Raw genomic sequence first — 22543 nt, 5'->3', positions numbered from 1 at the left:
GTTCGGTTCGTTGACGTTCGACATGGTCAGCTCCTCTCCGGGTGCGGCGACGACAGGGATCGGTTCCGCAGCCACGTCAGGGCGGCGTCGGCGACCGCCCGCCAGCGGCTGTCGATGGTCAGGCAGTGGCCGCGGTCGGGGAACACGACGACGTCGGTCGCCCGGGTCGCCGGGGCGTGGTGCTGTCCGCCACCGGTGATCAGCAGCAGCGGGCCGCGCGGTGCGTGGGCCGGGTCCCCGTCCGCGGAGCGGTGCGGGTCGAAGCCGGCGGCGGTGGCCTCGAACAGCGGCCTGCCGGGAGCCGGGATGCTCCAGCGGTCGTACAGCTCGGCCGACTCCTGCGCACTGACGGCGCCGCCGAAGAAGGACCGGAACTGTTCCGCGGTCAGCGACACCGCCTTGCGCCGGTTGGCCGGGTTCCTGAACAGCGGCAGTGCCGGCAGCAGGCCCGTGATCCGGTCGGCGTCGATGGCGACGGCGGCGGCCGCGAGGCCCTGCCCGAGCAGCCGCTCGGCGACGATCCCGCCGAAGGAGTGCCCGACCAGGACGGGCCGGTCCGGCAGAGTGGCGATCAGGACGGCGTAGTGCTCCACGACGTCGTCGATGCCGTGGTCGGCGATGCTCTCGGGGTTGTCGCGGGCGTCCTGCACGGTGTCGGGATGCCCTGGCCAGCCCGGCGCGGACGCCTGATGGCCCGCCTCGCCGAACAGCTCGATCCACGGGCTCCACGAGCTGGCGTGCAGCCAGGGACCGTGGATGAACAGCACACTGGGCGGTCCGGTCATGATGTCCGCGTCGGAGCATCTTCGCACACGTGGGAGCGCTCCTCGAACCGACCGTGCCGGCATGTGTACCCTCAGGACCGACACGGGCGGGCCGACCTGGATGGGTGACCTTCGGTATGCCAGGCGAGCACCTGTACGGCCGCGACGCCGAACTGCGGCAGCTGACCGCGCTGCTGCACGGTGTCCGCGAGCGCGGCGGCGCGCTGGTGCTGCGCGGCGAGGCCGGCATCGGCAAGACCCGGCTGCTGACGGAGGCCCGCCGGGTCGCCGCCACCGGCGGGATGCTGGTTCTCGCCACCGCCGGCGTCGAGGCGGAGGCCAGGGTGCCGTTCGCGGGCCTGCACAAGTTGCTGCGCCCCGTCCTGTCCCGCGCGGAGGCGCTGCCCGGCCCGCAGCGCGACGCGGTGCACGGCGCGTTCGGCATGGCCGACGTGGCCACCCCCGACCTGTTCCTCGTCGCGCTCGCCGTGCTCAACATCCTCGCCGACGCCGCCACAGGACCCGCCGCCCTGCTCGTCGTGGAGGACGCGCACTGGCTGGACCCGGCCACCGCGGAGGTCCTCGGGTTCGTCGCACGGCGCCTCGACGCGGACCCGGTGCTGCTGCTGGCCGCCGTTCGCGACGGCTTCCCCACCTCCTTCGGCGCCGACCTGCCGCAGCTGCGCCTGGACCGGCTCGACGAGACCGCCGCCGCTGCCGTTCTCGACGCGCACGCCGCCGACCTGCCGGCCGGCGTGCGACGGCAGCTGCTGCTGGATGCCGCCGGCAACCCACTCGCCCTGGTCGAGCTGTGCACGATCACCGCCGGGCACACCGTGGCGTCCGGACCGCCCGGCCCGGCGACCGCGGCCCTGCGCCCGCTCACCGACCGGCTGCAGGAGGCGTTCGCGGCCAGGGCGGTCCAGCTTCCCGCGGCGACCCGGACCCTGCTGCTCGTCGCCGCGACCAACGACGGTGACGCCCTGTCGGAGACCCTCGCCGCGGCGACGCTCGTCGCCGGCACCGCCGTCACCGTCGGCGACCTGCCGCCGGCCGTCGCGGCGTCGCTGGTCGACGTCGACGGTGACCGCATCCGGTTCCGGCACCCGCTGATGCGTTCAGCCATCCACCAGCACGCCGACCTCCAGCAACGGCACGCCGCGCACGCCGCACTGGCCCAGGTCCTCGCGGGTCAGCACGACCGCAGCGGCTGGCACCGGGCCTCGTCCAGCCACGGACCGGACGAGGACGTCGCGGCCGACCTCGAGCGGATCGCCGCCGCGGCCCGCCGTCGCGGCGCGGCCGTCGCGGCGCTGACCGCCCTCGAACGCTCCGCACAGCTCACCGACGACCCGGTCCGGCGGGCCGCCCGGCTGCTGCGCGCCGCCGAGGCCGCCGTCGAGCTCGGCCGGCAGGACGTGGTCCACCGGCTGCTGCGCGACGCCGCAACCGTCGAACTGTCCTCATGGCAACGGGCCCAGCTGCTGTGGATCGAGGCCAGCTTCGGCGACGGGCTCCGCGACGAGCACCGCCAACCGGCACGGGTCGCCGACGTCGCTGAACGGGTCGCCGCCGACGGGCACGTCGACGTCGCGCTCCGGCTGCTCAACGGTGCGGCGCTGCGATCATTCTGGACCGAAGCGGACCTGCCGAGCAGGCACCGGCTCGTCAGCGTCGCCGAAGCACTGCCGGTTCCCGCTGACGACCCGGACCTGCTGGCGATCCTCGCGTTCGCGGCACCGATCGAACGCGGCGCCGCGGTGATCGACAGCCTTCGCCGCGGCGCGGAGCGGGCCGCCGGCAACGCCGAGGCGCTCCGCCTGGTCGGTAGCGCCGCGGTCCTGGTCGGTGCGTTCGACCTCGCCGAGGCCTGCTGCACCGCGGCGCTGCCGGCGTTGCGGGCGCAGGGCCGCCTCGGGCTCGTCGCGCGGGCGTCGGGGGCGCAGGCGTGGAGCGCCGCCCACCTCGCCGACCTCAACGTCGGCATCCCGGCCGCCGAGGAGTGCACCCGCCTGGCCCGGGAGACGTCACAGCCGCTGTTCGTCGGCATCGGCCAGGCGACCGCTGCCGTCCTCGCCGCCCTGCGCGGCGACGAGCCGGGCGCTCAGGCCCTTGCCGGCGCCGCCGAGCAGGCCGCCATGTCCGGCCGGGTCCGGCCGGTCCTCGCCACCGCGCGGCTCGCCCGGGGGCTCGCCGCGCTCGGCGCCGGACGCTACGCCGACGCGTTCGAACAGTTCCGCCGGATGCACGACCCGGTCGACCCCTCGTTCCACCCGGCGCTGCGCTGCTTCGCCCTGGCCGAGCTCGCCGACGCCGCCGTGCACAGCGGCCAGGCCGGCGCCGTCGCCGGGATCGTCGCCGAGCTCGAGACGTTCGCGCTGCAGACTCCGTCACCGGCCCTGCACGGTGGGCTGCGGCACGCCCGTGCGGTCCTCGCCGGCGACACCGACGCCGAGGCGCTGTTCCAGGCCGCGTTGCAGGTCGACGTCGGACGCTGGCCGTTCGCCCGGGCCCGGCTGCAGCTCGCCTACGGACGCTGGCTGCGCCGCCAGCGCCGGGTCGCCGAGTCCCGCGCCCAGCTGCGTACGGCGATGGACACGTTCCACACCCTGGGCACCGTCCCGTGGGGGGACCAGGCGCGGCAGGAGCTGCGCGCCGCCGGTGAGACCAGCCGCAGGCGCGGCGTCGACGCCCGTGACCGGCTCACCGCGCAGGAGCTGCAGATCGCGCAGCTCGCCGCGGAAGGCATGACGAACCGCGAGATCGGCGAACGGCTGTACCTGTCGCACCGCACCGTCAGCTCACACCTGCACCGCATCTTCCCGAAGCTGGAGATCACCTCGCGATCCCAGCTGGCCGGCCTCGTCCACGTCCAGGCCGGCCGCTGACCTACAACGTGCTGACCAGGCCGCCGTCGACGGCGAAGTCGGCGCCGGTGACGTTCGCGGTGCGGTCACTGGCCAGCAGCAGCACCAGATCCGCGACCTCCTGCGGTCGGGTGAACCGGCCGGTGACGGACTCACCGGCGGCCCGGTCGGCGACCGCGCCGGGGTCACCGCCGCCCAGTGAGCGGGCGACGGTTGCCGCGACCCCGTCGTCGCCGAGCCACAACCCGGTGCTCACCGGCCCGGGGCTGACCGTGTTGACCCGCACCCCACGCCCTCCGAACTCCTTCGACAGCGACTTGGAGAAGCTGGCCAGGGCGGCCTTCGCGGCGCTGTAGTCGATGACGAGCGGGTCGGGCAGCGTGGCGTTGACCGATCCGACCGTGACGATGCTGCCCGCGCCACTGGCCAGCAGGTGCGGCAGCGCCGCCCGGGTCGTGCGGACCGCGGCGAGGAGGTTCAGCGTCAGCATCGCCGTCCACTCCTCGTCGGTGACGGCCAGGAACCCGGCCGTGCGTGGCCGCACCGCACCGACGTTGTTGACCAGGATGTCGAGCCCGCCGAACGCGGTCACGGCGGTGTCGACGAGCCTGGCCGGTCCGTCCGCGGTGCTCAGGTCGACCTCGACGACCCGCACGTCGGCGCTGCCGCTCAGCTGCGTGAGGTCGGGTCCGGCGGTCCTGGCCCCCGCCACGACCCGGACCCCCTCAGCGGCCAGGGCCTGGGTGACGGCCAGGCCGATGCCTTTGCTGGCGCCGGTGACCACCGCGGTCTTGCCGGAAAGATGCAGATCCATGGCGTTTTCCTCTCTGGTACGCGCGGCGGCCGTCGCACGGGACAGCGGCCGCGTCGGCCGGCCGGTCCCGCGTCACCTCAGAGCCCGTTGCGCCGCAGCCACGCCAGGCTCTCGTCGGCGACCGCCCGCCAGCCGCTGTCGATCGTCAGCGAGTGGGCGCGGTCGGGGAAGTCGAGGATGTCGGTGACCGCGTGGGAGTGCCGGTACTGCTTGAGGGTCGCCCGGGTCACCGACTCCGGCACCGTGTGGTCCCGCCCGCCCGTGACGAGCAGCAGCGGACCCCGCAGCTCGTTGGCCGTGTCCACCTTGGCGGGGGAGTGCGGGTCGAAGTTCGCCGCGGCCGCCTCGAACAGCGGCTTGCCCGGCGCCGGGACCGCCCACCGGTCGAACAGCTCCTGCGACTCCTGCTCGGTGACGGCGTTGCCGAACGCGAACCGGAACTGCTGCGCCGTCAACGACACCGCCCGGTGCTTGTTCGCCGGGTTCCGGAACACCGGCAGCGTCGCCCGCAACGCCGACAGCGGCAGCGGCAGCACTCCCTTGATCTGCGCCGCGTCGACGGCCACCGCCGCGGAGGCGAGGTCCTGGCCGAGGAGCTTCTGCGCGATCATGCCACCGAACGAGTGCCCGATCAGGATCGGCCGCTCCGGCAGGCCCGCGATCACCTTCGCGTAGTGCTCGACGACGTCGTCGATGCCGTGGTCGGCAACCGCCTCCGGATGCTCCCGCGCCTCGGCGACGGTGCCCGGCTCACCCGGCCAGCCCGGGGCGACCGGCGCATAGCCTTCCGCCCGGAACAGCTCGACCCACGGCTGCCAGGACGATGCGTGCAACCACAGTCCGTGGATGAATACGACAGGCGTGCTCATCGCTGCGCTCCTTCATTGTCCGTCAAGACCGTCGACGCCGGTCTCCCCGCACGCTAGGCCTGCCTTGTGCGCAATCAGTGGGCAAAAACTTGTCGCCGCTCGGGCGCCTCGCGCTGCCGCCGGTGAGCCGCAGGCACTCGTCGTCGGCAACGCCGAGCGCGCCGTCGGGCAGCTCGGCGGAATCCGGACCGCATCGACAACAACGTGGTCCGGATAGGCAACGTCCGTTGCCGTGCTTGCCCACAGACTGACATCGATCGCCTTGATCGCTGGTGGCGACAGTGAGGTGAACGGGGGGTGCGATGGAGCGGCAGAACGCGCTGGCCCATCGCTCCGCTTCGCGAACGGCCGCTGGGTCGCTGCGCGCCATCGCCGGCGGCCACTCGGCCCAAACTCCTCGCCCCCGGGGCAGGCATTCGCGCTGGGGGGCGAGGAACGCCGGTGGCCTGCACATTCATGTTCGTGTGTAACTGACGGGAGTTACGTTGCCGACACGTTGGCGTTCGCATGTCTTCAGTGCGCTGAGCTGGTTCCGGGCGTTCCGTCCGGTGACTCTCGCCCTGGCTGCGCTGCTGGTGCTGGGCGGGCTGGACAGCCTCGACCACGAGGCCGCTGAGGCGGCACCCCCCAATCCGTCGGGGGCGGTGAATCCTCAAGCGCAGTCGGTCGCGGTGTCTGGCGTGTCGGGACGCGCCCGGCCGGGGGTCGAGTCCGACAAGGCGGCGCTGGGGAAGGTGCCGGCGCCCGTGTGGCCGGTGGCCGGGTCGGCGGTGGTGCCGGTGAGCGGGACGGCGCAGGCACAGGCGAAGCAGCAGGGGACCGTGGTGGCGCCGGGCGGGTTGCCGGTGATGGTCCGGGCCGGTGGTCCGGTGTCCGAGCCGCGTACCGCGGGGGAGCAGACCGCGCAGAGCGGCGTTGCGGCGGTGTCGCAGGTGCGGGTATCGGTGCTCGGCCAGGACGTGGCCGCGGCGTTGGGTGTCAAGGGTGTGGTGCTGACGGTGAACCGGGCGGACGGTGCGGCGAGGTCCGGGTCGGTGGGGCTGGACCTGGACTATGCCGCGTTCGCGACGGGCTACGGCGGCGACTACGGCGGTCGGCTGCGGCTGGTGTCGCTGCCCGCGTGCGCGGCGAGCACACCGGCGTTGCCGCAGTGTCAGGTGCAGTCGCCGTTGAAGTCGGTGAACAACCCGGTGTCGAAGCGGGTGTCGTTCGACTCGGTGTCGCTGCCGGGTGACCCGGCGGCGGTGGCGGGCGGGTCGAAGTCGGCCGGCTCTGGGTCTGCAGGCGCGGTGCTGGCGTTGACGTCGGGTTCGGCGTCGCAGGCGGGTGACTGGTCGAAGACGTCGTTGTCGCCGTCGGCGTCGTGGTCGCAGGGCGGTTCGTCGGGTGACTTCACGTACAGCGTGCCGTTGCAGGTGCCGCCGTCGTTGGGTGGTCCCACCCCGAATCTGCAGCTGCAGTACAGCTCGGGCGGCGTGGACGGCAAGACGGTGGCGACGAACGCGCAGGCGTCGTGGGTCGGTGAGGGCTGGGACCTCGACCTCGGTTACATCGAGCGGTCCTACCGGGGTTGCTCCGATGACGGCAACGCCACCGGTGACTTGTGCTGGACGTCGGCGAACGGCGACAACGAGCCGATCTCGATCGTGATGGACGGCGTGTCGGGGCAGTTGGTGCGGGACAGCGCCACCGGTGAGTACAAGTCGGCGGTCCACACCGGGTGGAGTTTCCGGAAGTACACCGGCGCGGTCAACTACGACAACGACGGCGAGTTCTGGCAGGTGATGTCGCCGGACGGGACGCAGTACTTCTTCGGTCACGGCGGGGCCTACAGCGCGACGGCGGCGCAGACGTACTCCACGGGGATCGTGCCGGTGTACGGCAACAACAGCGGGGAGCCGTGCTACAAGACGGCGGCGCAGGGTGGGTATGCGGCGTCGTCGTGCCCGCAGGCGTACCGGTGGAACCTGGACTACGTCGTGGACCCGCGCGGGAACAGCGAGACGATCTTCTATCAGAAGACCACGGCGAAGTACGGTCACAACAACAACAACGGTGTCGCGGATTACGACGTCAACGTGTACCCGGTGCGGATCGAGTACGGCACCCGGCAGGGTTCGGAGGGTGCGCCGGGCAAGCCGGCGCCGATGCGGGTCGACTTCGGCATCGAGGCGCGGTGCAACGATGTCGGCACCTGTTCGATCGACGTGCCGTGGGACAAGTACTGTGTGGCGTCGTCGTGTCCGAACCTGACCAGCCCCTCGTACTTCATGCAGTGGGCGCTGGCGTCGGTGACCACGAAGGTGCTGACGGATCCGGCCAGCGCCACGTATCAGACCGTCGACCAGTGGACCCTCGATCACGACTTCCTCAACCCGGGCGATGCCAGTCCGTCGGCCCTGTGGCTGGAAGGGTTGCAGCACACCGGGTTCAAGGGCGGCACGTCGCTGTCGGAGCCGCCGATGGCGTTCGGTGGCGGTGCGTTGGACAACCGGGTCGACTACAACCTCGCCGCCGGTGTGCTCAAGCTGCGCCGGTTCCGGCTCAGCAGCATCGAGAACGGCACCGGTGGTTTGCTGACGGTGTACTACGCGGGACAGGACTGCAGTCCGACGAGCATCCCCGAGGGCAGCGCGAACAACAACATCTACCGATGTTTCCCGCAGTACTGGGCCCCGGAGGGCGGTACGGCCGGGTTCGGCTGGTTCCACAAGTACGTGGTCACCGCGGTGCAGCAGTCGGACCTGGCGGACGCGACCGCGCCGCCGGTGCTGACCAGCTACAGCTACAGCCTCACGCATTCCTCGACGAACGTCCTGTGGGGTCATGATCCGTCCGAGACCGCGCCGCTGTCGCGGCGGTCGTGGTCGGACTGGCGCGGCTACACCGACGTCACCACGACGACCGGACCGGTCGGCGGCACGCAGACGGTGTCCTCGGCGCTGTACTACCGCGGGTTGCACGGTGACCGGGCCAGCGCCACCGGCGGCGCCCGGACAGTCACCGTCACCGACTCGCAAGGCACCACGACCGACGTCAACGTGCTGCGCGGGCAGCTGCGGGAAGAAACGTCGTTCCGGCCCGGTGGGCTGGCGTACTCCTCGACGCTGCACACCTACGGTTACGGCACGGTCGCGATGCGAGACCTGGCGTACGGGATGGGAAATCTGGTCGCGAACAACTTCGCCGAGGTCGAGACCCGCACCCGCACCCACATCACCAGCCCGGCCGGGGGCGAGGGATGGCGGTGGACGAAGACCACCACCACGACCGACAGCTACACGCTGCCCACCCTGATCCGTGACTGGGGCGACGAGGCCGACCCGAACGACGACCGCTGCACCGAGATCACCTACGCCGACCGCAGCGTCGACCCGGCCAACGGCCGCTACCACGTCAACTACCCGCGGCAGACCCTGCAGACCACCTGCACGATCGTCGACGGCAACGACTTCCTCGCCGGGGCGTTCCTCTACTACGACGGCAACACCACCGGCACCGGCCCGGTCGGACAGGGTCTCGTCACCAGGGTCGACGCGTTGGGCGGGGCGACGGGGACGTCTCCGCAATGGCAGAACACGACGAACACCGGCTACGACGCCTACGGCCGGGTCGTCTGGACCCGCGACCCGATGAACGACAACGCGCACAAGACCACCATGCAGTACACCCCGGCCGCGGACGCCCCCGTGACAACGACGGTGACCACGAACCCGCTCGGCCACGTCACGACCGTGACGTCGGACGGTGCTCGCGGCGTCCCGGTCACGGTGAAGGACGCCAACAACAAGACCACCACCGCCGTCCACGACCCGCTGGGCCGGCTCACCGACGTGTGGCTGAACCGCACCGCCACCGGTACTGCGGACCTCCACTACGCCTACACGCTGTACTCGGGCGCAGGGACGACCAACTCGACCGCCACGACCGTGCTGGGCCCGAACGGCAACGGCATCACCAGCTACGACCTGTACGACGGCAATCTGCGGCAACGGCAGCAGCAGCGGCCAGCCCCGCAGGCCAACGGCGGACGGATCGTCACCGACACCCAGTACGACGGGCGCGGCCTCAGCGCCAAGACGACCACTTTCTGGAACTCGAGTGCCCCGGCCGCCGCGCTCGCCGGATTCTCCGACACCGACTCGGGCGTCAAGAACCAGCACCGCTACACCTACGACAGCCTGCAGCGGCAGACGATCGACGCGCTGTACTCCGTCAACACCCTGAAGTGGCAGACCACCACCGCCTACGACGGCAACTTCACCACCGTCACACCTCCTGCCGGAGGCATCCCCATCAGCAGGTATGTCAACGGCCGGGGCAAGACCACCGAACTGCGCCAGTACCTCAGCGGTGCACCAGCGGGCAGCTTCCACGCCACCACCTATACCTACGATCGACTCGACCGGCTGCGGACCACCACCGACCAGTCCGGCAACACCTGGACCACCAGCTACAACCGGCTCGGCCAGGTCGACTCGGCCACGGACCCGGACAAGGGCACGACCAGCATCAGCTACGACCTGGGCGGCCGGCCGACGACGGTCACCGACGCGCGCCCCGGGTCCAGCACGACCCTCAAGTACGACGAGCTCGGCCGCAAGACAGGCCTGTACGACGGGGCCGGCACGACCGGTTTCAAGCGGGCGTCGTGGACGTATGACACGCTCGCCAAGGGGCAGCTGACCTCGTCCACCCGGTACGTCGGCGTCGACGCGTTCACCAGCACCGTCACCGGCTACGACGACGGTTACCGGCCGCTGGGTATCACGACGGTGATCCCGTCGAGCCTGAGCATGCCGTGGCTGCCGAACGGCTCGTACACCACGTCGATGACGTACAACGTCGACGGGTCGGCCGCCACGGTGACCTACCCGGCGGCCGGTGGCCTGCCGGCGGAGACGCTGACCACGACCTACGACAACACCGGCAACGCGCTGACGCTCAGCGGTCTGGAGACGTATGTCGCTGCGACGACCTACCAGGCGTTCGGTCCGATGTACCAGCAAGTCCTCGGGTCCGGTTCGAAGCGGGTCCGGCAGACCACTGCCGTCGACGAGGCGACCGGCCGGCTCACCAGCGCCAAGACCGAGACGGAGAACTCCGCGAACCCCAACACGTGGGCCGAACGGCTGACCGAAGGCTACGGCTACGACCCCGCCGGCAACGTCAAGAACATCACCGAGACCCTGGCCGGGTCGGTCGTGTCGAACCAGTGCTTCGGCTACGACGCGCTGCGCGAACTGACGGAGGCGTGGACCACGACCGCCGCAGCGTGCCAGGCCAACCCGTCCACCGCGGTGATCGGCGGACCCGACCCGTACTGGACCAGCTACCAGTACGCCACCGGCACCAGCAACTACAACAGCGGCAACCGCACCCAGGAGATCCGCCATGCCATCGGCGGCGGCACCGACACCACCCGCACCTACACCTACCCGACCACCGGCAAACGGCACACCCTCACCAGCGTGACCGCCACCGGCGGCGGCACCGGCACCGACAACTACACCTACGACGCCGCCGGCAACACCCTCACCCGCAACGTCACCGGCAAGCCCGGCCAGACCCTGACCTGGGACAACGAAGGGCACCTCGCCACCGTCACCGACAGCACCGGCGCCAGCAGCTACATCTATGACGCCGACGGCACCCGTCTCGTGGCCAAGGACCCCGCAGGGGCGACGGTGTACCTGCCCGGCTACGAACTGCGCAAGGTCGGCGGCACCGTCACCTGCACCCGCTACTACGGCGTCGCCAGCCGCACCCCGGCCGGCCTGACCTGGATCGCCGCGGACCACCACGGCAGCGGACAGCTCGCCATCGACGCGGTCAGCCAGACCGCCACCCGGCGCAAGACCGACCCGTTCGGCAACCCCCGCGGCACCGATCCGACCTGGCCCAACACCAAGGGCTTCGTCGGCGGCACCCGCGACAGCACCGGTCTCACACACCTTGGTGCCCGAGAATACGAACCCCTCACCGGCCGATTCATCTCCGACGACCCAATCACCGACCATGATGACCCGCTTCAGGTCAACGGCTTTGTGTACGCCGCCGCAAACCCTGTGACCGACAGCGACCCGACCGGCCTGCGCACCTGCAGCGGCGCCGAAGACTGCGGATCGGATCAGAGTCACGGCAACTCCGCCTGGGGCAACGGGTCCAGCAAGAAGAGCTCCGCCAAGAACAAGAAGATCTGTGGCGGCAACGGCAGCTGCTACCGCGGCAAGCCGCGCAAGTCCAACCCCGGCCCTTCGGTCCAGCAGCAGCTCTGCGCAGGCATGACCGCCCGCGCCTGCGAGGCGTACAACGAGAAGCAGGTCATGTACCAGAAGCAGCAGCAGAAAACCACCATGAAGACCGCGTCGGGCACTGTCTCGGGTGGCTCCGCCGACGATAGCGCGTGTGGTGTGTTCGGATGTGCGTACGAGTACGGTCCCGGGCCGGGCCTCGGCTTTGGGAATCCATGCCAGCAGTACCTGCAGCAGGCATGCGCGGCGGCCTTGCAGGTGAAGGAGCACGTGCAGGTGGCAGCCACCGGGTGTGCCGTGGTGTTCTGCGCGTCGCTGACTGTCCAGGACGGCGTGTGGAATTTCGGTGTCGGTCCTGGTGGTGGCGCCGGTGCGGCGGTTAGTGCCAACCTTGTTACTGCGAAAGTGGACGAACAGGGTCCGATTTCTGCTTGGGGATGTGTCGGTGATGGCGCCGCTGGCTGTGTGGTGGGTGGCAACACGACCGACCATAAGGTCTGGGGTGGGGCGGGGGCAGGCGTCGGTGCCGGCGCCGACGCAGGCATCACACACACCCTCTTCTCGTACGACTCGAGGAATGGGACTTTCACAAGTTACTGGCCGATGGACTGGTCCTGGTGATATTCGATGGGGCCTGTGATGCTGGCGGATCTGTCTGGTGTGCTGTTCGGTGCTGTGCTCGCGATGGCTGGTCTTGCCGTGATGATTAACTTCCGCGGCATCGTCAACTATCACGTTGCACGGAGCATTCAGTCGGCTCGGCCTTTCTGGGGCCAACCACGCCGACGCTCCGAAGAGGACATCGCGTTCATGCGTGGGCTGGTTCACGTAGTGGACAGGGTGCTGGCAGTGGCCATGATCGCAGCCGGATCGGTACTGCTCTGGCAGAGTCTTCATTCGCTCGTCGATGGATGAGATGCGCCTCGGTCGAGCTGGATGAGGAAATCGGCCCGGCCGGTGTCGCTGTCGATTCACCGATCGGTGATCGCGCGGCACCGGTCGGGCTGTTCGCTGACCGTTTCCGAAACAACTCCACAAAGCCGCCTTACCGGGCGTGACTCGGCGGCACGCGATGCAGCAGATGAGGTCTCGGCAGGCGGTCACCGGCATGTTGCAGGCCGCACGCACGACCGATCTGCCAGGGGCATGCACGGGATCAGGCTACGGCGGCCCTGGACGTCTTGGCGGTGAAGGTGACCGGGACCGACATGAAGTCGCGGACGCCGGTGCCGGGGCGCATGCGGGCGTAGTGCAGGCGGACGTTTGAAGCTGCGGAAGGTCACCGCCTGACTCCCGTACGTCTTTAAGCCAAACTTAAGCCGGAAAAGCGTAATCGAGTGGGCTCTTCGACCGGGCCAGCAGTGCTGGGAAAGCGCATTTACAAGAGTTCCTTTGCGACTTGAAGTAAGCCTCTGAGCTGGTAACTTGCTGACCGAACGGATTCCACGACGTCAGCCCAGGACGGCGGAGACAGACGTATGCGCAACTATTCCCAGAACCCGCGCGGTAGACGGCGGGCCCGCAACATCCTCATCGCCGCGACGGTCGTGGCGGCGGTCGGTGTGAGCGGGGCCTACCTGGCGACCGCGAACGCCGACGAGACAGCGCCCGGCAGGATCGAGGCGGAGAGCTGGTCGGCCCAGAACGGGGCACGGACCGAGAACACCGCCGACAGCGGCGGCGGCAAGAACGTCGGGTGGCTCGCCGCCGGCGACTGGCTGCAGTACGACAACGTGACCGTCGGCGCCCAGCTGAGCGCCCGGATCGCGGCGAACAACCGGGCCGGCGGCTCGATCGAGCTGCACCTCGGCTCGCCCGCGGGCGAGCTCGTCGCGACGTTCCCGGTCGCGTACACCGGCGGCTGGCAGAAGTGGACGACCGTCAACGCCACCGCGGCGCGCGTCCCGTCCGGCCCGCAGACCCTGGTCGCCGTGATGAAGAGCGACCAGAAGAGCGACTTCGTGAACGTCAACTGGTTCGCGCTCGGCTCCGGCACGCGCCCGCCGGCAACCGCCACGGTCGCGCCGCCCCCGCCGAGCAGCGCCGCCCCGACCGGCGGCGGCTCGCCCAGCACCTCACCGACCGGCTCGGCCCCGGCCGGCGGCTGGGTCGACGTCGACCAGGCCAAGTGGCAGGCGGAGCTGGCCGCGTTCAACCAGATCAAGCAGCTGCCGGTGCCGGCGGGCACCACCCGGGTCGCGGAGTTCCACACGGACTGTGCGGTGTCGAACGAAGCCAAGGACGACCCGATCGTGCTGCCCGGCCTGCCCGGCGCGTCGCACATGCACACGTTCTTCGGCCCGACCGTCGACGCCACCACCAAGCCGGCCGACCTCTTCGCCCGCAAGACCAACTGCAACGCCCCGGGCGACAACAGCGCCTACTGGGTGCCGCAGCTGCTCAAGAACGGGCAGCCGGTCAAGATGAAGAGCTTCCGGGTGTACTACGGCTCGCGGCTGCCCGACCCGTCGGCGACGGTGCCGTTCCCGCCCGGCCTGGTCATGGTCCACGGCGACGCCAAGCGTCAGGTCGCCACGCAGAAGGGCGCCCCGGGCCAGTTCTGGTGCGCCGGCAGCGCCGAGGTCGGCCGCAGCGCCGACGGCAACTGGCCGGTGTGCGCCCCCGGCGGCAACCTCATCTTCCAGCTGACCTTCCAGGACTGCTGGGACGGCAAGCACATCGACTCGCCCGATCACAAGTCGCACATGGGCGGCGCGAAGAACGGCAAGTGCCAGGGCGACTACCCGGTCGCCATCCCGAACCTGTCGTTCATGGTGAACTACGAGTCCCTCGGCGGCGACGGCCTCGCGCTGTCGTCGGGGATGGCCTCGTCGATGCACGGCGACTTCATGAACGCCTGGAAGCCGGAGAACCTCGGCCCCCTCGTGAAGGTCTGCCTCAACGCGAAGGCGAAGTGCGGCACCACCCCGTCCTTCACCGGCGGCTGACCTAATCCCTCCGAACGGCCCCGCCCACGTGGCGGGGCCGTTCCTCATGCCCAGTGGGGTGTGTTGTGCGAACCGCGGCGAAACTCTTCGCGGCGTCCAGCCTGGCCGTCGCCACAGTGCTGTGGGCGGTCGGCCTGCCCACGTCAGCCCCCGGCCTGGCCGCCGCCGGCCGCCTCGCCGCGCTGTGGTCGACCGACCTGCTGCTGTTGCAGGTCCTCGGCACGGCCCGGATCCCGTGGCTCGAGCGCGCCTTCGGCCAGGACACCCTCGGCCGCTGGCACCGCTGGACGGGCACCGCGTCCTTCGCGCTGCTGCTCGCCCACGTGGTCCTGGCGCTCGTGTCGCACGTCGAAAGCGCCGGGCAGCTGTGGGCGCTCCTCACGGGGTACAGGGGCATGGTCCCAGCGACCGTGGGCCTGCTCGCCCTCGTGCTGGTGGCGGCGACGTCGCTGCGTCCGGTCCGCCGCCGCCTGCGCTACGCCACCTGGCATCTGCTGCACCTGTACGCGTACGCCGGCATCGCCCTCGCGGTGCCGCACGAGCTGTGGCTGGGCAGCGACTTCGGCACGCCGCTCGCGTCGGTGTTCTGGTGGACGATGTACGGCGCGGCCGCCGGCTCGACCGTCGTGTTCCGCCTCGGGATGCCGGTGTGGCGGACGCTGCGCCACCGGCTGCGCGTGGACCGGATCGTCGAGGAGGCGCCCGGCCTGGTCTCGGTGTACCTGCGCGGTCGCCGCCTGGACCGCCTACGGGCCCGCGCCGGGCAGTTCTTCGTGTGGCGCTTCCTGGACGGCGAGGGCGGCTGGCGCGGCAACCCGTACTCCCTGTCCGGCCCGCCCCGAGCCGACCGCCTCCGCATCACCGTGAAAACGGTCGGCGAGGCCACGGCCCGGGTCGCCAACCTGCGCCCCGGCACGAAGGTCGTCATCGAGGGCCCGTACGGGCGGATGACCGCCGACACGTACCGCGGCGGCTCGGTCACCATGTTCGGCTGCGGCGTCGGCGTCACCCCGTTGCTGGCGCTGCTGTGGGACCTGCCGTACGGCCACGGCCAGGCGACCCTGGTGTACCGCACCCGCCACGCGCAGGACGTGGCGTTCCTGCACGAACTGGAGTGGCTGGCCCGCGAGCGCGGCGTCCGCCTGGTCCCACTCGTCGGCCCGCGCGCGGCGCCCGGCTCGTGGCTGCCGGTGGTGTACGCCGACTACGACGACATCGCGGCGCTGCGCTCCCTGGCCCCGGACCTGGCGGACCACGACGTCTTCGTCTGCGGCCCCGACCCGTGGACCGACGCCGTCCTGCGCGCCGCCCGCCGCGTCGGCGTCCCCGCCCCGCGCCTGCACCGCGAGCGCTTCGCCTGGTGACGACCGCTTTCAGTGCGGATCGGTTGCAGTACCGCTGACGGCCGGAGCGGTCCGCCCGCCGCCCTCAGGTCGTCGTGCCGCCGGCCGACTGGGCGGGCATGGCGCAACGGTCCCCGGTCGGTGAGCTCCTGCGTGACCCGGCGCTGCTCGGCCTCGCCGGGCTGGCCCTGGTCGTGCCGGTGTGGTTCCTCGCCGGGCCGGGCGGCGGCGCCGTCTCCTGGGGGATCCAGGCGGCGCTCGACGTGTCGATCGTGGTGTTCGCCCGCCAGCTGCAGGCGCACGGCGGCACGGACCGGCACCGGCGCCGGTTCTGGCGGGCGATGGCGGTCGCCGGCCTGCTGTGCGCCGTCGGCGACGGCACGCAGACCGTCGTGACGGTCGCCGACCCCGGCGCCGCGGTGAGCATCGTGCAGTCGTTGTGCGTCGTGTGCGCGATGACGCTGATGGCGGTGGTGATGCTGCGCCACCCGCTCGGCGACGGCGGCCGGCAGCGGATGCGGCTGTGGCTCGACGCGGGCGCCGTGCTGATCGGTGTCGCCGTCTTCCTCTGGTACTTCTCGATCGGCGCCGAACTGGACAGCCCACACCTGGGGGACCGGCTGGCCGCCGCGGCCGGCGCCGTCGTCATGCTCGTGATCGTGCTGGGCGTGCTCAAGCTGATCCTCAGCGGCACCGCCCCCTTCACCCGGCAGGCCGGGATCGCCGGCTGTGTCGGGGTCGGCGGCACGGCCGTGGGCACCTCCGTCGCCGCGATCCTGACCGGCGCCACCGATGCGCGGATCGAGGCGGTGGCGTCGCTGCTGCCGTGCATCCTCACCGTGGCGAGCCTGCGCGTGCAGGGGATCCAGCAGCGCCGCCCGGCCGGACACGCCGAGGCGCCGCAGCGCCGGTTCAGTGTCATGCCGTACGTCGCCGTCGTCGCCACCGAACTGCTCGCGATCGTCGCCCTGTACGTCGCCGGGGCGGACGCGCGCACGTCGGGCGTCGCGGTCGGCGTCGTGCTCATCACCGCCGTGGTCCTCACCCGCCAGCTGATCGCGTTCCACGACAACGACCGGCTGCTCACCGACCTCGACCGCAGCATGCTCGAACTGCAGCGACTGCACGACGCGCTGCGCCACCAGGCGACGCACGACGCCCTGACCGGCCTCGCCAACCGCGCCCTGCTGACCGAGCGGCTCGCGGCGATCGACACCGCCGCCCGGCTGAGCGTCCTGGTCATCGACCTCGACGGCTTCAAACAGGTCAACGACGTCCACGGCCACCACGCCGGCGACGCGCTGCTCGTCGAGGTCGCCCGCCGCCTCGAGGCGGCCGCCGGCCCGGACGCGCTGGTCGCCCGCCTCGGCGGCGACGAGTTCGCCCTGCTCCTGCCGGGCGTCGACGCCGACGCGGCGCACCACCGCGCCGCCTCGATCGGCGCCGCCATCACCCGGCCGTGCCACCTGCCCGGCACCGTGGCGCACGTCGGCGCCAGCATCGGCGTCGCCACCGGTACCCCGGCCGACGCCGACGCGCTGCTGCGCCGGGCCGACGCCGAGATGTACCGCCGTAAGCGGCAGGTCCGGCTGGCAGTGCCGACCTGACGGCGGGCAGGCCGTCGTCGAGCGCCGCGGCGCCATTCGCGAGTTCGGACAGCCGTCGCCGCGTCACGGAAGCAGTATCCTGCCATAGATAGTGGTGGATCTATGGTTCGTGAAGGGGCGGTCATGGCACAGCGATTCCGGCGCATTCTGGCGCGGCTGGCCCTCGGCGTCGTCGCGGCGACGGCGGGTCTGGCGGTCGGCGCCTCCCCGGCGCAGGCGTTCGGCGGCGAGACCTTCGGCTGCCGGGTCTCACCGGGCACCATCCTGACGTGGAGCACCAACTGCCACAACAACAAGCCCGCATCGGTGTACAACGCCGGCTTCAACGTCAACAACCTCTCCGGCACCGGGTACACGTTCTCCTGGAGCTACACCGGGCCGGTGCTCTACGTGGTGTCGGGCTGCACGTCGACCGCCAGCGGCTGCGGCCTCGCGGTGGCGAACAGCGACGCGGTGATCTCGGTGACGGTGACGTACACGCAGAACGGACAGAGCGCCACCAAGACCTCCAACGCGTTCATCATCCAGTACTGCGGCAACGTGTACTGCTGAGCAACGGTCCGGGCCGCACCGACGATGCGGCCCGGACGGCCGCCGTTTCTGCTCACAGGCGGTGGATGCCCACGTGGACGTGGTCGGCGTGGTCGATGCGGGCGCCCCACAGGATCTGCACGCGGAACTGCGCTCCGTCGACCTTGACCACGAACGAGTCGTAGCTGTTCGGCTGCCAGGAGCGGTTGCCCATCGCCCGGGCCGGGGCGCGGGCCTCGTCCTCGCCGGAGGCGGTCGGGTAGTCGATCGCGTAGGAGGATCTGCTGCCGACGAAGTGGTCCGAGGTGGCGGGGCCGGGGACGGAGTCGGTCGGCCGCTTCTGCGACCCGGCGGTGAGGCCCTCCTTGCGCAGGAACGGCGTCACGAACTGGTCGAAGATCGACTTGCTGCCGCCCCAGGCGTGTCCGAGCTTGACGTTCGACAACCCGTGCGGCCGGGGCGCGGACGGTGACGACGCCGGAGACGTCGGGAGGTGCCGGCGGGTGGGGGCGCTGTCCCGCCGGTACAGGTCGCGGAGCAGGTGGGCGACGTTCTTGCGGGTGCCGGCGCCGTGCCGGGCGGCCAGCGAGGCGATCAGGCGCTCGACCCCGCGCCGTTCGTGCCGGTTGTCGGTGTCGGCGCGCAGTGCCCGGTCACGGGCCTCCAGGAGGTATCCGACGTCGCGGCTCAGGTAGCCGGGGACGAGCCTGAGTCCGTGCTGGCCGTCGAGCACCTCGGCGAGGGCGGCGTGCAGGCGCCGGCCGGTCGCCGGGTCGGCGAACCGCATCCGGTGGACGTCGGCGGTGGCGCGCTTCGTGCGGTGGTACACCGAGTCGACGGTCGCCAGGTGGTCGGTGAGCTGCCGGGCGAGCCGGGACAGCAGCGGCGGGTCGATGACGATGCGGCCGTGCTTGCCGGCGATGTTGCGCGGCACCTGCCAGGGTCGCATCGGAAGGACGCCGCCACCGCCACCGCCACCGCCACCACCGCCCGGCTTACCGTCGGCCGGCGGCAGGCCGGCCCGGTGCAGCACCCGCTGCACGTACGCCGACGTCGGCAGATACCCGTCGCTGAGCCGGTTGAGGTAGGACGGGTCGTGCGCGACCCGGCGGGCGGTGCCCTCGCCCGCGTGCCAGGCCACGGCCACCAGGTCCCAGCGGCCGAACTCCCGGTGGTAGGACGACATGAGCTGCGCCGCCTTCTGGTCCTGGACGGCCGGCGGGGCGCTCCTCGCGGTCGGGTAGCCCTTGAAGTTGTTCCAGGTCGAGTCGATGAACTGGTACGCGCCGCTCGCGCGGCCGTACGGGGTCGGCGGGCCGGCGATGTGGTAGTCGCCGCCGGACTCGACCGAGCGGATCGCGGCCATGAACCGGCTCAGGGCACTCGGCATGAGGCACTCCAGGACAGTAGGTGGTCGAGGGCTTCGCGGACGTCGCCGGGGTCGGCCGGGGCGACCCGATGGCGTCCACTGTGGATGGCGGTGACCTGCCAGCCGGTCCCGTCGCCGGCGACGAGCCACCGCAGTTCGTCGGCAACGAACCGGCCCGTTGCCGGGTCGTGGTGGGCGACCCGGACCGCGGCGGCGAACCGCCGGCCGGTGATCGCGCGCAGCCACCTCGTCGCCGGCCCCACCGGCACCCCGGCGCGGCGCAGGACGTCCAGCGCGGCGCCGTCCGCGCCGGCGGCCACCAGCTCGTCGGCTTCCGCCAAGGCGTCGGCGTCGACGTCGAACCCGGTCGTCTCGTCGCGGGCGTCGGGCAACAGCAGCAGCCGCGGCACGACCGCCGCCGGCGACCCGTCGAGGAGCTCCACGTCCACGAGCCCGTCGTGACGGCCGGCCAGGACGGTGGTGGACGTGTCGCCGGCGGCCGCGTACCAGCGCCGGGTCCCGGCCTCGTCGGCGTCGATCTCCACGGTGGTGCGTGGCCCGGTCAGCGGTTCGAGGACACCGGCGAGTGGGTCCTCGCCTGGCGCGAGTCCACGCGCGGCGAGGCCTCGTGCCGCCGCCAGGTCGATGCGCATGTCCGCGTCGTCGTCGGTGACGTCGGCGGGCAGCCAGTAGCCGGCGAGCCGGGCGAGGGCGCACAGCTCGTCGAGGGTGAGTGTCAGCCGGGCCGGCGCGGGGTGGACCGTCATGGTGCCGGGGTCCCGCCGGTCTGGGCGGTGGCGAGCCGGTCGCGTTGCTCGTCGGCGGCCAGCCGGGCGAGCCGTGCGGTGTCGCGGAGCCGGTCGGCGGCGTGCGCGAGGTGGTGCTGCCGGTGCCGGCCGTCGAGGTGGGCCCGGAAACGGTCGGCGACGAGTCCTTCCCACCCGCCGCGGGTGTCCTGGACGGCGTGCCGGAGCTCGTCGCGGACCCGGTCCAGTTCGCCGGCGTGCCGGTCGAGCGCGGTGGCGAGGTCGTCGAGTTCGTGGGGTGGGGTCAGCGCCATGTCAGCCTCGGCTCGAGCGGGCGGGGGCGGGTTCGAGGAGGAGATGCCGGAGCCAGGCGGTGATGTCGTCGACGGGTTCGGCGATCACCAGGTCGTCGTCGTGGACCTCTACGGTCCACAGTGGACCCGTCTCGGCGGCGAGCAGCACGGCCGAGGCGGCGTGGTATGTGCCGTCGCCGGCGCCGCCGAACGGTGTGACCCGGGCGGCGTACCGGCAGTCGGCGACGGCGTGCGTGAACGGCGTCATGGGGCCGTGTTCGATGCGCCGGCGCAGTCCGGTCCGGGTCAGCCGTTCCGCGCCGTCCCCGCAGGGCGGGCGGGCCGGGGCGGCGAGCAGGTGGCGCACGGTGGTGGGCAGGTCGGCGGGGGAGTGCCGCAGCCGGTGGTCGCCGTCGGCGGTGGCCTCGTGCAGCACGACCGTGCCGCGGCCCCGGGACACCAGCGTCATCGTCGACGCGGCGGGTGTGCGCACCCGGACGCCGACGACCAGGTCGGGGTCGAGGACGGCGTCCAAGAGGTCCTGGTAGACAGGGGCGACCTGCCAGCCGCCGACGCACGACTGGACGATCCCACGCATCCGCAGCGCACCGGTGAGCCGGCGGGCGACCGCCGCCCGGTGCTCCGGCGGGGCGGCGGCGACCAGTGTCGGCCCGACCCCGGGGAACCCGGCACCGGCGAGGCCGTAGGCGAGGGCGTCCAGCTCATCGGCGGTGGCGAGCAGCGCCGGCGGCGCGACGGGGCGGTTCACAGGATGCCGCCCACGAAGTCCTTGACCTCGCCGGCCGCGTCGCCGACGGCGTGCACCACGTCGTCGCCGTGTTCGAAGCCGACGAAGTCGACAGCGTCCAGGGCCATCACCGACGCGTCGAACGTGAAGAAAACGGCGGCGTCGACGCCCTTGTCGGCGACGGTACCGGCGACCGGGACGACGTTGAGCACGTCGCTTGCCAGGTGCAACCCGGATCCGACGGTCGCGGTGGTGTCCCGCAGCACCTCGAGGCCTCCTCGCGCGCCGGTGTGTTTCTGGTTGAACAGCTGACGGCCGTCCTCGAGCAGCAGCGCCGCCGAGCCACCGGGGATCGCCCAGTTCCCGACGCGTCTGAGGCGGCGCAGGCCGTGGCCGTCGCCGGCGAGACGCCGGATCCAGTCGGGTCGCTTCGCGGCCGGCACGCCGGCGCGCCGGGCGGCATGACGCAGCGCGTCGGCGGCGGCCGTCGCGTGCCAGGCGAGCGGGTAGCGCAGCCGCCACAGCGCCCGGTCGACCGCCTTGAAGTGCTTGAGCCCCTGGTAGTAGCGCATCGCCTGCTGCGGCAGCTTCGAACCGGTCACGTCCTCGCCGAACAGGTCGACGCCGGTGCGGGTGATGTTGCCCAGCCGCCGGGCGGCGCCGGCGTCGCGTCCGTACCGTGCGCGCAGCGTGCGGTCGCCCTTGAACGCGTTGGTGACCTTGCCGAGACTCGCCCCGGCCCAGAAGGTGGCGTCGAGCGCGGCCAGCTTGCCGACCGTCGCGGCGAGCCAGCCGGCGTCGGCGCGCAGCCCGCGGGCCGCGGCCTCGAACCGGACCGCGATGCCGCCGGCCACCGCGGCGGTGTCGGCGCCGATCCCGGGCAGGTCGGCGACGGCCGCCTGCGCCACCCGCACCGACCCGGCGGCGTCGTCGAGGGCGTGGGCCGCGCCGCGCAGGGTGCCGGCGAGGCCGTGCAGGTCGTCGAGGTTGAAGACGTACCGGACGACCGGGTTCATGGTTGGACCGTCTTCCACGCGAGGTAGAGGTCGCCGTAGTGCTTCGACATCCGGTCGAGGTCCTCGGCGAGCTCGGTGAGCCGGTCGGCGGCGGCACGGAGGTCTTCGGTCATGTCGCCGGTGCGTTGCTTGAACCGGCTCGCCGACGGGCTTTCGAACGCGGCGCCGGCGGTGCCGCGTCCGACGGCGCGGACGGCCGCCTCGGCGCGGATCGCCGCGGATCGGAGGACCGCCGCCTGGGTGGTGGCCGTCTGCGCGTACTCGGCGTAGCGGGCACCGTCGATGAGAACAGGGTCGCGCGGGAGCATGCCCCAAGCGTTGCCGGTGGCGGGGAACCCTTCAATGGGAAGGGTTCCCCGCCACATCGCGGCGGG

At 71.9% G+C, this 22543-nt stretch carries 16 protein-coding genes; 7 read left to right on the top strand and 9 right to left on the bottom strand.

Features of this window, described 5'->3' with window-relative positions; genetic code table 11:
• Positions 1 to 26: 26 nt before the first annotated feature.
• Positions 27 to 785, bottom strand: a complete 759-nt coding sequence (locus tag AB0J72_RS17020; RefSeq protein ID WP_363399638.1) for an alpha/beta hydrolase — start codon at positions 783 to 785, stop codon at positions 27 to 29.
• Between the two features lie 116 nt (positions 786 to 901).
• On the opposite strand from AB0J72_RS17020, the gene AB0J72_RS17015 reads away from it, so the two are divergent.
• Entirely contained in the window at positions 902 to 3652 is a 2751-nt protein-coding gene (locus tag AB0J72_RS17015; RefSeq protein WP_363399636.1) for an AAA family ATPase, read from the top strand.
• Between the two features lies 1 nt (position 3653).
• Here AB0J72_RS17015 and AB0J72_RS17010 read toward each other — a convergent pair whose 3' ends face one another.
• Both AB0J72_RS17010 and AB0J72_RS17005 read right to left on the bottom strand, forming a co-directional pair.
• Positions 3654 to 4445, bottom strand: coding sequence for an oxidoreductase (locus tag AB0J72_RS17010; RefSeq protein WP_363399634.1), 792 nt, complete (start codon positions 4443 to 4445; stop codon positions 3654 to 3656).
• Positions 4446 to 4522: 77 nt separating this feature from the next.
• Entirely contained in the window at positions 4523 to 5314 is a 792-nt protein-coding gene (locus AB0J72_RS17005; RefSeq protein ID WP_363399632.1) for an alpha/beta fold hydrolase, read from the bottom strand.
• A 548-nt stretch (positions 5315 to 5862) separates the two neighbouring features.
• Between AB0J72_RS17005 and AB0J72_RS17000 the strand changes: the two genes are divergently transcribed.
• From AB0J72_RS17000 to AB0J72_RS16975, 6 genes are all read left to right on the top strand, one after another.
• Positions 5863 to 12189, top strand: a complete 6327-nt coding sequence (locus AB0J72_RS17000; RefSeq protein ID WP_363399631.1) for an RHS repeat-associated core domain-containing protein — start codon at positions 5863 to 5865, stop codon at positions 12187 to 12189.
• A gap of 15 nt (positions 12190 to 12204) precedes the next feature.
• Entirely contained in the window at positions 12205 to 12483 is a 279-nt protein-coding gene (locus tag AB0J72_RS16995) for a hypothetical protein (RefSeq protein ID WP_363399629.1), read from the top strand.
• 563 nt (positions 12484 to 13046) lie between these two features.
• The gene (locus AB0J72_RS16990) at positions 13047 to 14516 is read left to right on the top strand and encodes a DUF1996 domain-containing protein (protein ID WP_363399627.1); all 1470 of its coding nucleotides are present in this window, start codon (positions 13047 to 13049) and stop codon (positions 14514 to 14516) included.
• Positions 14517 to 14581: 65 nt separating this feature from the next.
• Positions 14582 to 15880 carry a ferric reductase-like transmembrane domain-containing protein gene (locus tag AB0J72_RS16985; RefSeq protein WP_363399625.1) on the top strand — a complete coding sequence of 433 codons (1299 nt, stop codon included), beginning with the start codon at positions 14582 to 14584 and terminating at the stop codon, positions 15878 to 15880.
• Positions 15881 to 15978: 98 nt separating this feature from the next.
• A complete protein-coding gene (locus AB0J72_RS16980) occupies positions 15979 to 17466 on the top strand; it encodes a GGDEF domain-containing protein (protein WP_363399623.1) in 1488 nt (495 codons plus the stop codon).
• 123 nt (positions 17467 to 17589) lie between these two features.
• A complete protein-coding gene (locus tag AB0J72_RS16975) occupies positions 17590 to 18018 on the top strand; it encodes a hypothetical protein (protein WP_363399621.1) in 429 nt (142 codons plus the stop codon).
• A gap of 52 nt (positions 18019 to 18070) precedes the next feature.
• Here the strand turns inward: AB0J72_RS16975 and AB0J72_RS16970 are convergent, their stop codons facing one another.
• From AB0J72_RS16970 to AB0J72_RS16945, 6 genes are read right to left on the bottom strand one after another with little or no spacing between them, the layout of a single operon-like run.
• Entirely contained in the window at positions 18071 to 19387 is a 1317-nt protein-coding gene (locus AB0J72_RS16970) for a hypothetical protein (protein WP_363399619.1), read from the bottom strand.
• Positions 19372 to 20133, bottom strand: a complete 762-nt coding sequence (locus AB0J72_RS16965; protein ID WP_363399617.1) for a hypothetical protein — start codon at positions 20131 to 20133, stop codon at positions 19372 to 19374. Before AB0J72_RS16965 ends, AB0J72_RS16970 begins: the two co-directional genes overlap by 16 nt.
• Complete coding sequence (locus AB0J72_RS16960) at positions 20130 to 20426, bottom strand: hypothetical protein (RefSeq protein ID WP_363399615.1); 297 nt, start codon at positions 20424 to 20426, stop codon at positions 20130 to 20132. Before AB0J72_RS16960 ends, AB0J72_RS16965 begins: the two co-directional genes overlap by 4 nt.
• A 1-nt stretch (position 20427) precedes the next feature.
• Positions 20428 to 21174, bottom strand: a complete 747-nt coding sequence (locus AB0J72_RS16955; protein ID WP_363399613.1) for a hypothetical protein — start codon at positions 21172 to 21174, stop codon at positions 20428 to 20430.
• Positions 21171 to 22169, bottom strand: coding sequence for a hypothetical protein (locus AB0J72_RS16950; protein WP_363399611.1), 999 nt, complete (start codon positions 22167 to 22169; stop codon positions 21171 to 21173). Before AB0J72_RS16950 ends, AB0J72_RS16955 begins: the two co-directional genes overlap by 4 nt.
• Positions 22166 to 22477: a hypothetical protein gene (locus tag AB0J72_RS16945; protein WP_363399609.1), complete on the bottom strand. Its 312-nt coding sequence runs from the start codon at positions 22475 to 22477 to the stop codon at positions 22166 to 22168. The genes AB0J72_RS16950 and AB0J72_RS16945 overlap by 4 nt, the downstream gene beginning before the upstream one ends.
• Positions 22478 to 22543: the final 66 nt, after the last annotated feature.

The sequence above is a fragment of the Dactylosporangium sp. NPDC049742 genome, from assembly GCF_040674675.1.
GTDB classification, from domain to species: domain Bacteria; phylum Actinomycetota; class Actinomycetes; order Mycobacteriales; family Micromonosporaceae; genus Dactylosporangium; species Dactylosporangium maewongense.
This window is presented reverse-complemented; position numbering and strand designations above follow the sequence as displayed.

Excerpts from the sequence above, each read along its gene's own strand:
- AB0J72_RS17020 (WP_363399638.1), bottom strand. The coding sequence starts at position 785 with ATGACCGGACCGCCCAGTGTGCTGTTCATCCACGGTCCCTGGCTGCAC.
- AB0J72_RS17015 (WP_363399636.1), top strand. The coding sequence starts at position 902 with ATGCCAGGCGAGCACCTGTACGGCCGCGACGCCGAACTGCGGCAGCTG.
- AB0J72_RS17010 (WP_363399634.1), bottom strand. The coding sequence starts at position 4,445 with ATGGATCTGCATCTTTCCGGCAAGACCGCGGTGGTCACCGGCGCCAGC.
- AB0J72_RS17005 (WP_363399632.1), bottom strand. The coding sequence starts at position 5,314 with ATGAGCACGCCTGTCGTATTCATCCACGGACTGTGGTTGCACGCATCG.
- AB0J72_RS16990 (WP_363399627.1), top strand. The coding sequence starts at position 13,047 with ATGCGCAACTATTCCCAGAACCCGCGCGGTAGACGGCGGGCCCGCAAC.
- AB0J72_RS16980 (WP_363399623.1), top strand. The coding sequence starts at position 15,979 with ATGGCGCAACGGTCCCCGGTCGGTGAGCTCCTGCGTGACCCGGCGCTG.
- AB0J72_RS16975 (WP_363399621.1), top strand. The coding sequence starts at position 17,590 with ATGGCACAGCGATTCCGGCGCATTCTGGCGCGGCTGGCCCTCGGCGTC.
- AB0J72_RS16970 (WP_363399619.1), bottom strand. The coding sequence starts at position 19,387 with ATGCCGAGTGCCCTGAGCCGGTTCATGGCCGCGATCCGCTCGGTCGAG.
- AB0J72_RS16965 (WP_363399617.1), bottom strand. The coding sequence starts at position 20,133 with ATGACGGTCCACCCCGCGCCGGCCCGGCTGACACTCACCCTCGACGAG.
- AB0J72_RS16960 (WP_363399615.1), bottom strand. The coding sequence starts at position 20,426 with ATGGCGCTGACCCCACCCCACGAACTCGACGACCTCGCCACCGCGCTC.
- AB0J72_RS16950 (WP_363399611.1), bottom strand. The coding sequence starts at position 22,169 with ATGAACCCGGTCGTCCGGTACGTCTTCAACCTCGACGACCTGCACGGC.
- AB0J72_RS16945 (WP_363399609.1), bottom strand. The coding sequence starts at position 22,477 with ATGCTCCCGCGCGACCCTGTTCTCATCGACGGTGCCCGCTACGCCGAG.